Genomic DNA, 9,944 nt, shown 5'->3' on the forward strand with positions numbered 1-9,944 from the left:
CGGCCTTCGACTCGAACGTCGTCGACACCATCCCCGCGCGCGCCGTCTCGCTCGGCGGCGCGGCCGCGCGCTGGCGCGCCCTGCGCGGCGACGACGCCTCGCCGTGGCGCCTGGCCGCCGAGGCGCGCGCCGAGGCGGCCGCGGGGACGGTGGCGTACCTGCGCGCCGCGCTCGACCTGACCGTGGAGCGCCGCCTCCCCGGCGGGCTGCGCTTCGCCGCCCTCGCCGCCGCGGGCGAGAGCGCGGGCGAGCCCCCGCCCCAGCGGTGGTGGGCGCTCGGCGGGTGGCAGACGGTGCGCGGCTACGTCGCCGGCACGCGCCGCGGCGACGCCTTCTGGCTCGGCCGCGGCGAGCTGCGGTGGGAGCGCCCGCCCTACCTGCACCCCGTGGTCTTCGCCGACGCGGGCGACGCCGGCGCCGGGGGCACGCTGCGCAGCGCGGGCGCCGGGGTGGCGTTCTACAACGGGCTGTTCCGCTTCGACGCCGCGCGGCCGCTGGAGCGCGGCGGGCGGTGGAAGTGGGATTCGTACGCGGTGGTGCGATTCTGAGCGCAGCGAAGAATCCCTGCGACCTGCGCTAGCAAGAGCGACAGGTCGCAGGTCGCAGGTCGCAGGTCGCAGGTCGCAGGTCGCTAGCTTGCCCGTCATGCGACTCCTCGCCCCCGCGCTGCTCCTCGCGGCCACGACCGCCGCCGCCCAGGTCCCCAACGCGAGCTACGCCGACGCCTTCGAGGTCCGCCGCGCGCGCCGCGACCCCGTCGTGTCGTACGTCGTGCGCGTCGACACCACGCGCCCGCAGTCGTACGAGGTCGCGATGACCGTGCGCCACGCGCCCGCGGTCACCCGCCTCGCCTTCCCGCGCTGGGCGCCCGGCGCCTACCGCATCGCGAACTTCGGCGGCTACGCGCAGGGCGTCGCCGTCACGCGCGACGGGAAGCCCGTGACGCTCTCGATCGCCACCGACGGGACGTGGCTGCTCGCCCCCGAGCCGGCCGGCGAGACGCTCGTCGCGCGCTGGCACGTCGCCTTCCCGACGCCGGCCGCCGCGGCGTCGCCCAACAACCGCAACTTCCTCACGGCGCGCGGCGGGCTGTTCGACGGGCCGCTGACGTTCGCCTTCCTCCCGGGGCTCGAGCGCCTCCCCGCGCACGTGCGCTTCGAGGTCCCCGTGTCGTGGCGCCTCGTCACCGGGCTCGCGCCCACCGGCGACCCGTGGACCTTCTACGCGTCGAGCTACGACGTGCTGATCGACGCGCCGACGCTCGCCGGCCCCGCCGACGCGCTGCGCGTCTGGCGCTTCCGCGTCGACGACGTGCCGCACGCCGTCGCCCACTGGGCGCAGCCCGGCGCGGCCGCGTTCGACAGCGCGCGCTTCGCGGCCGTCGCCGACACGATCGTCCGCACCGCGCGCGCGATCGCGGGGGAGCTGCCCTACCGCGAGTACGCGTTCCTGTTCGTCGACGGCGCCGGCGGGGGGCTCGAGCACCTGAACTCGACCACCATCGGCGCGCGCGCGGCGTCGCTCGCCCGCGACCCGGCGTCGGCGGCGAGCGTGACCGCGCACGAGTTCTTCCACACCTGGAACGTCAAGCGGCTGCGCCCGCGCGAGCTCGGCCCGTTCGACTACCTGCGCGAGGTCCGCACGCCCAACCTGTGGTGGAGCGAGGGGGTCACCGACTACTTCGCCGAGGAGGTGCTGCGGCGGAGCGGGCTCCAGGACTCGGCGGCCGCGGTGGCCGGGCTGGCGTCGAGCGTCGCGTCGTGGCTCAACAACCCGGCGGCGACGCGCGTCTCCCCCGAGCGCTCCAGCCGCACGGCGTGGGACGTCCCGGCGGTGAACGAGGGGTACGCCATCTCGTACTACCTGCAGGGCGCGCTGCTCGGCGAGCTGCTGGAGCTGCGCCTCCGCGACGCGACCGGCGGGCGGCGCGGGATGGACGACGTCTTCCGCGCCCTCTACGACCGCTTCGCCGGCGCGACCGGCTTCACCGCCCCCGACGTCGAGCGCGCCGCCTCGGCGGCCTGCGACTGCGACCTCGCGCCGTTCTTCGCCGCGCACGTGCGCGACGCCCGCCCGATCGACTGGGACCGCTGGCTCGGCCTCGCGGGGTGGCGCCTCGACACCACCCGCGTCACCGCCGCCGACTCGGCGGGGCGCCCCCTGCCGGACCTGCGCGCGTCGGTGGGGACCTTCGCCGGCATCGGGAGCGCCGGCGGCGCGGCGGGGACGCGGCCCAAGCTGTCGGTCCAGGGACCGCACACCGCCTGGTACCGCGCCGGGCTGCGCGGCGGCGACGAGGTCGTGTCGGTGCGCGGCCGCCCGGTCGATGGCCCCGCGGCGTGGACGGCGGCGCTGGCCGGCGTGCGCGTCGGCGACACGGTGGTGGTGGAGGCGCTCCGCGCCGGCCAGCCGGTGCGGGCGACGGTGCGACTCGGCGACTACCAGACGCTGCGCGTGCGGCTGGCCGACCTGCCAACCGTCACCGAGCGTCAGCGGCGGTTACGCGCCGTCTGGCTGCGAGGGCCGACCGCCGCTCAGTGACCGCCGTCGGCCGCCGCGGCGGTCGTCGCCACCTTCGTCTCGACCTCGGCGGGGAACGCGCCCGCCTGCATGATCCACGGCCACCACGGCTTGTCCGAGTACGGCGTCCCGAACACCCGCGCCAGCGCGCCGCGCGGGTCGTGCCCGACGACCACGGCGTCCAGCCGGTCGGCGCTCAGCACGGGCTCGGTGAACTTCCGGTAGCTGCCGTAGCTCTGGCAGAAGCACCACGGCCCCTTCCGCGTGAGGTTCCCCAGCCACAGGTCGGGGAGCGCGTAGGTGAGGCGGTAGAACGACTTGAGCGACTTCCCGCGCGGCAGCGTCTCCTCCACCACGCCGCGCGGCAGCGAGCCGTGCTTCCCCCACTGCACGTCGACCTCGACCTGCCGCTGCGCCCACGGCGTGTGCAGCAGCGCCCCGTGCCAGTAGGTCCACAGGTCGGTCGGCGCGCCGCTCCGGTCGTAGCCCACCCACACGATCTCCTCGTCGGTCGGCTTCGTGCCGGGGATCCACGCGCCGTACGCATCGTCCTGCCACAGCAGGTGATACGCGATCACGCGCTTCTCCGGGTGCACCACGGCGACGACCCGCGACAGCGGGAAGGGCTCGTCCTCGTGCAGGTAGAGCACCGGGGCCAGCGCGCGCGCCAGCGCCGCCTGCGCGGAGTCCGCCGGACCCGGCAGCTCGTCCCCCGTCAGCGGAATGCGGGCCCCGTCCGTAAGGGCAGTGATCGGCAGCGCCGACGGGATCATCATGCGCCCGTCGGCCGCGCCGGGCACCGGGACGGGCCGCTGGGGGATGCGGGCGATGGGACCGCACCCCACGAGCGCGAGCAGCAGGGCCGACCCGCGGAGGATCGAACCGAATCGCGACATATTCTCGGCGAGCGCCACTGTGATTCGCTGAGTTAGTGGGTTAGCGTTTCAATGCCCATCTCCGCTCGCTCGGACCGGGCGGAGGCAGTACCCATCAGGAGGGGACATGAGGAAGCCACGCCCGAACACGTACAACCCGGCCCAGGCGCTCCACCTCATCACGAGCGACCGGACAGGCTCTCCGTTGAGCTGCCCGTCGTGCTCGGGCTCGATCGAGCGGGATCCAGGCTACGTCCCCCCGCCGCCACGCGCCCACGTCACCCTCCGCTGCACCACCTGCGGCCGCTTCGCCCGGTACATCGCCGGCGCGGCCTGAGCGGAACAGACGATCGGGGACGCGGTACATCGGTCCCTGCGAACGGCCCCGGACGCCCCCGCGTCCCGGGGCCGTCGTCGTTCCCGGGTCCATCTGTTTCTACCCCGCCACCCACCAGGGTTTCACCCCGGCCGTACCCGGTGCGCCGCGTCACGAAGGGCTCCCCTCCGCAAGTCGGCTGAGCTTGCACAGCTCTTGCCCTCGGTCCCATCATCGACGTCCCCAACCCGTCCGATGGGGGCCCCGGCCAGCGGCCGCGGCGTCGCGGGCGGGCCCTGCTCCACCGTTTGGCCCGCGTCTGGGCAAGAGGAACGTGTTCCATGGCTCGTCTCACCGGCACCGTGAAGTGGTTCAACGACGCGAAGGGCTTCGGGTTCATCGCGCGTGAGGGTGGTCCCGACGTCTTCGTCCACTTCAGCGCCATCCAGTCGCAGGGCTTCAAGTCGCTGCAGGAGGGGGATCAGGTCGAGTTCGAGATCGTCCAGGGGCAGAAGGGGCCCCAGGCCGCCAACGTCAGCAAGCCCGGCGAGGGCTGACCGCCCGCCCGGCCCGGCGGCGACGCCCGTGCCGGCCCGGCGCGACACGCCGTCACTCCTCGCGCAGCTCCGCCGGGCGGAGCGCACGGGCGGTGACGGCGTGCTGCGTTTCCCCGACGGCCGCACCCTCCCGGTCTCGCACCTCGACCGGCCGGTGTGGCCCGCCCTCGGGATCACCAAGGGCGCCCTGCTCGCGCACTACGTCGCGACGGCCGACGCGGTCGTCCCGGCGCTGGCCGGACGCGCGCTCGTCCTGACCCGCCACCCGGCCGGGGTCGGCGGCCCGTCCTTCCACCAGCACGACCCGGGGCCCGACGCCCCCGACGCGGCCGACGTCGCGACCCTGCCGATGGCCGACGGCACCCCCGCCCGCCGCCTCGTCGGCTCCCTCGGGTCGCTCCTCCACGCGGTCCAGCTGGGTGCGGTCGGGGTCGACGCCTGGCACTCGCGCGTCGATGACCACGACGTCCCCGACTACGCGGTCCTCGACCTCGACCCGGCCCCCGACGCGCCCACGGGCGCGCTGGCGAACCTCGCCCTGCTGATGCGCGAGCAACTGGCGCTGCGCGGGTATGATGCTGTCCTGAAGACGTCGGGATCGCGCGGCCTGCACCTCATGGTGCCCCTCGACCCGGGCACGTCGTACGACGGGGCCGCGGCGCTCGCCGAGGAGGTCGCAGAGACCGTGGCCGCCGAGCGACCGGAGATGGCGACCGTCGCGCGGTCGAAGGATGACCGGCCGCCGGGGACGGTCTACCTCGACCACCTGCAGAACGCCCGCGGCAAGACGCTGGCGGCCGCCTTCTGCGCCCGCGCCAGGCCGGACGCCGCCATCTCGGCGCCGCTCGCCTGGGACGACCTGGTCCCGGGCCGTCCCCCCGTCCGCGTCCCGCTCCCCGAGGCGCGCCGGCGGCTGGCCGCGCTCCGCCGGAGCTGGGACGCGGCCTGGGCGCACGCCGCCCCGCCCGGCGCCTGGCGCCCGGCCTCGCGGCCTGCCTGACGCCCGAGCCCCCGGGCCGGGGGCGAAGCCGCGTCATCCGTGAGGCCCGTCACGCGACGGCGTGACGAACACGGCCGGAACGCGTTGCCTCCATCCGACACGCGCGTCGGTAGGCTGGAGCGTATGAAGGCGCAGTCATCTGTGCGCTGCCCCTTCGCCCCACCCCGCGTCCCGCCGCCGATGTCGCCTCGCCCCCTCGTCTACACCCGCCACCTCCCCGGCGGCGGTTACGTCGCGATCGACTGCGACTCCCACGAGGGGGACCACCACGCGCGCCTGCTGGTGGAGCGTCGGGCCGACACCGGCCGGCGCGCCGGCCACCCGCCCCCGGTGATCGCCGAGGCGCACCACGGGGACCCGGCGGCGGCGGTGGACCAGCTGCGCGGGATCGCCGCCGACAACGTGCAGCTGGCGGCCGCGCTCCGACGCTGGCAGATCGACCGGCAATGAGAGAGGGCCCGGCTCGAGGAGCCGGGCCCTTCTGACAGGCGGTTGATCGGTTACTCGAACCGGATCCCGCGGGGGGCGCTGCGCCGGCGGCGCGGCGCGTAGCGGAACAGCTGGGCGGGGCGGCCGCGCCCCTCGGAGCGCCACTCGTCGGTCGGCTCGACGATGCGCGCGGCCTGGAGCGACCGGCGGAAGCTCGCCTTGTGGAGCCGCCGGTCGAGCAGCAGCTCGTAGAGCTCCTGCAGCTCGCTCAGCGTGAAGGTCGTCGGCAGGAGGCGGAACGCCACCGGGGCGTGCCCGACCCGCTGCTGCACGTGGGCGACCGCGGCGTCGATCATCGCCCGCTGGCGGGGGGCCAGCGCCGGGAGGTCGTTGACCGGGAAGAAGTCCCCGCCCGTGTCCGCCGGCATCACGGCGCCGGCCGGGACCAGGGCGACGAAGGCCACCGACAGCGGGGCCGTGCCGGGGTGGCGCTTGCCGTCGCCGAACGCCCCGACCTGCTCCAGGTAGTGCGGCCCCACCCCCATCACGTCCCGCGAGACCCGCTCGGCGGCGTCGGCCAGCGCCTCGTCGGCCGCCCCGGGCTCCCAGGGAAGGGTCCAGCGCTCGCGGAGCCGCTCCCCCGGGCGCCCCTCGGCGCGCACCAGCGCCGCCGCCAGCTGCCCGTCGAGGACGGTCAGGAGCACCACGTCCACGGAGTAACCCGCCGTGCGCGGCGAGGCGCTCCGCCGGGTCGCGGCGCGCTGTCTGGGGGAGGCGAGGAGTGGGCTCATGGAGCGCAATTATTCGCCCGATGATACCAAAGTCAAGGGCGCGCGCAGGGGGTGCGCGCGCCCGGCACGTGTGTGCAAGCAACGAGGCCCGCGCCTGGGCGCGGGCCTCGGTCTCACCAGTTGATGGTGCCCTGCTTGGTGGTGTCCACCTCCTCCCCGGAGCCCGCCTTGAAGAGGTAGGCGTCGCGGTTCTTGGAGAGGAACGTCCGGGCCTGCGGGTCCATCAGGTTCAGGCCGTAGTGGTTGATCAGCATCGTCTGCTGCTTCAGCCACTGGCCCCAGCAGTCCTGGCAGATCTCCCGCACGATGCGCTCGCCGGTCGCGCCGCCGACGCCGATGGGCGGGCGCTCGAAGCCGGCGCGGGTCTGGCCGCAGCGGGAGCAGGTCACGTCTGGCATTCGTCGGGCGGGGTTCGGGCGCGCCGGCCGGGGGTGGTCGACATCCGAAAGCTAACGCCCCCGGCTACCCCCGAATGCCCTGCGACCTGCGACCTGCGACCGAACGGCAGATGGTCGCAGGTCGCAGGTCGCAGGATCTCTGAAGGATCAGGCCGCCGCGTTCTGCACCACCTTCGCCGTCGGGTCCTCGCCCCGGTCGCGGTCGAAGCCGGACACGCCGTGGGCGTACTTGATCTTGGCCAGCCCGAAGAGCGCCATCAGCCGGATGTAGACCCACCCGATGTCCAGCTCGAAGCGCCGGTGGGCGAACTTCGCGGAGTGGGGGTCGGCGTGGTGGTTGTTGTGGAGCTCCTCGCCGCCGAGCCAGATGGCGATCGGGGTGATGTTCCGGCTCTCGTCCTTGACCTCGTAGTTCCGGTAGCCGAGGGCGTGACCGACGCCGTTGAGCACCCCGGCCGCCCAGAACGGGATCCAGATCATCTGGACGCCCCAGACCAGCGGGCCGACGAAGAAGCCGAACAGCCAGATGTCGATCGCCAGCAGCAGGACGATCCCGAGCGACGAGCGCTTGTCGAGCAGGTGCCGCTCGAGCCAGTCGTTGGGCGTCCCCTTCCCGTACTTCTCCAGGATCCCGGGCTGCCGCACCGCGTCGCGGTAGTAGAGCGCCCCCTTCAGCATGATGTTGCGCAGCCCCTCGAGGAGGGGGCTGTGGGGGTCGCCCTCGCGGTCGGCGAAGGCGTGGTGCTTCCGGTGGCAGGCCACCCACTCCTTCGTCCGGGTGGCGGTCGTCAGCCAGAGCCAGACGCGCATCGGGACCTCGACCAGCGGGTGGAACTTGACCCCGCGGTGGGTCTGGGCGCGGTGGAGGAAGAGGGTGACGCACACGTTGGTGATGTGGCCGGCGATGACCACGAACAGCACCGGCTTCCACCAGTGGGACGCCCAGCTTCCGAACTCGAGCATTTTGGCACCTTCGAGGAGAGAGACGCGAACGGGCGCGAAATCTAGCGGCGGCTGACCGCGCGGCCAGCGGCGCCCGTGGTCACCGGGCCCGGCCGGTCGGCGGCGGGCGCGTCGCCCCACGCGTCGTTCGCCGGCTCCCAGTCGGGCGCCGACGGGTCGGGCCAGAGCCGCGCCCCCGTCACCGCGGCGTCGACCGGGATCGTCACCGTCACGCGGTCGCCGCGCGCGCGCGCCCACACGTCGACCGGCACGCGCACGTCGCGCGTCTGCCCGTCGGCCGTCTTCAGCCGCACCGCGATCGGGAAGGGCACGCCGGTGGTGCGGCGCACCGTCAGCGTCGCCACGCGCGCGCCGTCCTTCTCGGTCGTCTCGACGCCCTCAAGCGCGAGGTCGAGCACCTCGGTGCCGTACCAGAACGCGCGCCAGAACCACGCGAGGTCGTCGCCGGTCACGTCCTCCACGGTGCGGAAGAAGTCCCCCGGCGTCGGATGCCTGAAGGCCCACCGCCGCGCGTACTCGCGCAGCGCGCGGTCGAACGCCTCGGCGCCCACCACGTGGTTGCGCAGCGCGAGCAGCACCGCCGCCGGCTTGCGGTACGCGAGCGGGCCGAGCGCGGCGGCGTCGAGGTGGTCGGGGCGCGTCATCAGCGGCGCGTCGACGTTCCCGGCGCGCGCGCGCTCCCAGTCGGCCTTGAGGTCGGGCCACGCCGTCGTGCCGGGGTAGCGGCGCTCGCCGGAGAACGCATTGATGTACGTGTTGAACCCCTCGTCCTGCCACGCGTAGCGGCGCTCGTTGGTGCCGACGACCATCGGGAACCACTCGTGCCCCTGCTCGTGGTCGAGCGTCTCGAAGATCGACGCCGGGTCGGCGCTGCCGTAGTGCACCATCACGAGCATCGGGTACTCCATCCCGCCCACCGGACCCGCGACGCTCGTCGCCTGCGGGTACGGGTACGGGAAGAACAGCTGCGAGTACGTGCGGATGCTCCAGCAGGTCTGCTCGGCGCCGCTCTCCCACGCGCGCCCCGCGCGCGGCCACGGGTAGTAGGCCTGGCACAGCACGCCGCTCCAGCTCGTGGCGTCCCAGCGCAGGTCGGGGGCGGCGGCCCACGCGGCGTCGCGCACGCTCTCGGCGCGGAAGCGCCACGTCTTCGTGCCGGCGACGGGCGTGCGCGCGCCGGCCTCCGCCTCGGCGGCGGTCACCACCTGCACGACGCCGTCGTTGGTCCCCGGCGTGGCGGTGGCGGCGCGGGCGCGCGCGAGGCGGTCGCGCTGCGCGGCGCTCAGCACCTCGCCCGCGTTCTGCAGCGTGCCGCTGCCGGCGACGACGTAGCCCGCGGGGACGGTGACGGCGTAGTCGATGTCGCCGTACTCGAGGTAGAACTCGCCCTGCCCGAGGTACGGGTCGGTGTTCCACCCGCGCACGTCGTCGTACACGGCCATGCGCGGGTACCACTGCGCGATCTCGAAGTGCGTGCCGTCGCGCCCCATGCGGTCGGAGCCGTGCTCGGGCACCGCGAAGCGGAAGCGCATCGTGATCGTCGCGCGCCCGCCGCGCGGCGCGATGGGCTGCGCGAGGTCGAGGCGCGCGCGCGTGTCGTCCACCTTGGGCGTCGTCGCGCGCCCGTCGACGGCGACGTCGGCGAGGTCGATGCCGCCCTGGAAGCCGCGCACGCCCCAGCGCGAGTCGGCGGCGAACAGCGCGGAGCCGAGCGAGCTGGCGCGGTACAGGTTCTGGTCGAGCTGCAGCCAGACGAAGCGCAGCGAGTCGGGCGAGTTGTTGGTGTAGGTGATGCGCACGGTGCCGCTCACCGTGCCGCCGCGCGCGGTGTCGAGGGCGGCGGCGATCTGGTAGTCGGCGCGCTGCTGCCAGTACGCGGGCCCGGGGGCGCCGTTGGCGCCGCGCTGCGCGTTGGGCCCCGCCCACTCGGGGCGGTCGAGCGGCGCGAAGGGGGCGAGCGGGGCGTCGGCCGGCGCCGGCGCGGCGCCGAGCACCGTGGACGCGTCGAGGCGCACCGGGGTCATGACCTGCGCCTGCGGCTGGCGCGCGGCGCCGGCGGCGAGCGCCAGCGCGGCCGCGGTCAGCGCCCAGGCGT

General features: G+C 74.8%; 11 protein-coding genes. 6 read left to right on the forward strand and 5 right to left on the reverse strand.

What is annotated here, in order from left to right:
- A partial coding sequence (locus tag PYV61_RS13975; RefSeq protein WP_275832541.1) for a ShlB/FhaC/HecB family hemolysin secretion/activation protein occupies positions 1-548 on the forward strand: 548 nt, incomplete at its 5' end.
- A 97-nt stretch (positions 549-645) separates the two neighbouring features.
- On the forward strand, positions 646-2,541 hold the full coding sequence (locus PYV61_RS13980; protein WP_275832542.1) for a hypothetical protein: 1,896 nt from the start codon (positions 646-648) through the stop codon (positions 2,539-2,541).
- Here PYV61_RS13980 and PYV61_RS13985 read toward each other — a convergent pair.
- A complete protein-coding gene (locus tag PYV61_RS13985; protein WP_275832543.1) occupies positions 2,535-3,416 on the reverse strand; it encodes a hypothetical protein in 882 nt (293 codons plus the stop codon). The genes PYV61_RS13980 and PYV61_RS13985 overlap by 7 nt on opposite strands.
- A 106-nt stretch (positions 3,417-3,522) precedes the next feature.
- Between PYV61_RS13985 and PYV61_RS13990 the strand changes: the two genes are divergently transcribed.
- From PYV61_RS13990 to PYV61_RS14005, 4 genes are all read left to right on the forward strand, one after another.
- Complete coding sequence (locus PYV61_RS13990; RefSeq protein WP_275832545.1) at positions 3,523-3,732, forward strand: hypothetical protein; 210 nt, start codon at positions 3,523-3,525, stop codon at positions 3,730-3,732.
- A 320-nt stretch (positions 3,733-4,052) separates the two neighbouring features.
- Entirely contained in the window at positions 4,053-4,268 is a 216-nt protein-coding gene (locus PYV61_RS13995; protein ID WP_275832546.1) for a cold shock domain-containing protein, read from the forward strand.
- 100 nt (positions 4,269-4,368) lie between these two features.
- Positions 4,369-5,268: a hypothetical protein gene (locus PYV61_RS14000; protein WP_275832547.1), complete on the forward strand. Its 900-nt coding sequence runs from the start codon at positions 4,369-4,371 to the stop codon at positions 5,266-5,268.
- A 180-nt stretch (positions 5,269-5,448) separates the two neighbouring features.
- Positions 5,449-5,718: a hypothetical protein gene (locus PYV61_RS14005; protein WP_275832548.1), complete on the forward strand. Its 270-nt coding sequence runs from the start codon at positions 5,449-5,451 to the stop codon at positions 5,716-5,718.
- A 50-nt stretch (positions 5,719-5,768) separates the two neighbouring features.
- On the opposite strand, the gene PYV61_RS14010 is transcribed toward PYV61_RS14005, so the two are convergent.
- From PYV61_RS14010 to PYV61_RS14025, 4 genes are all read right to left on the reverse strand, one after another.
- Positions 5,769-6,488, reverse strand: coding sequence for a hypothetical protein (locus PYV61_RS14010; RefSeq protein ID WP_275832549.1), 720 nt, complete (start codon positions 6,486-6,488; stop codon positions 5,769-5,771).
- Positions 6,489-6,601: 113 nt separating this feature from the next.
- Positions 6,602-6,877, reverse strand: a complete 276-nt coding sequence (locus PYV61_RS14015) for an oxidative damage protection protein (protein WP_275832550.1) — start codon at positions 6,875-6,877, stop codon at positions 6,602-6,604.
- Between the two features lie 156 nt (positions 6,878-7,033).
- On the reverse strand, positions 7,034-7,849 hold the full coding sequence (locus PYV61_RS14020; RefSeq protein ID WP_275832551.1) for a fatty acid desaturase: 816 nt from the start codon (positions 7,847-7,849) through the stop codon (positions 7,034-7,036).
- Between the two features lie 41 nt (positions 7,850-7,890).
- Positions 7,891-9,944, reverse strand: a 2,054-nt coding sequence (locus PYV61_RS14025; protein ID WP_275832552.1) for a M1 family metallopeptidase, incomplete at its 5' end; no start/stop codon positions are given.

The sequence above is a fragment of the Roseisolibacter sp. H3M3-2 genome (assembly GCF_029211165.1).
Taxonomy (GTDB): Bacteria; Gemmatimonadota; Gemmatimonadetes; order Gemmatimonadales; family Gemmatimonadaceae; genus Roseisolibacter.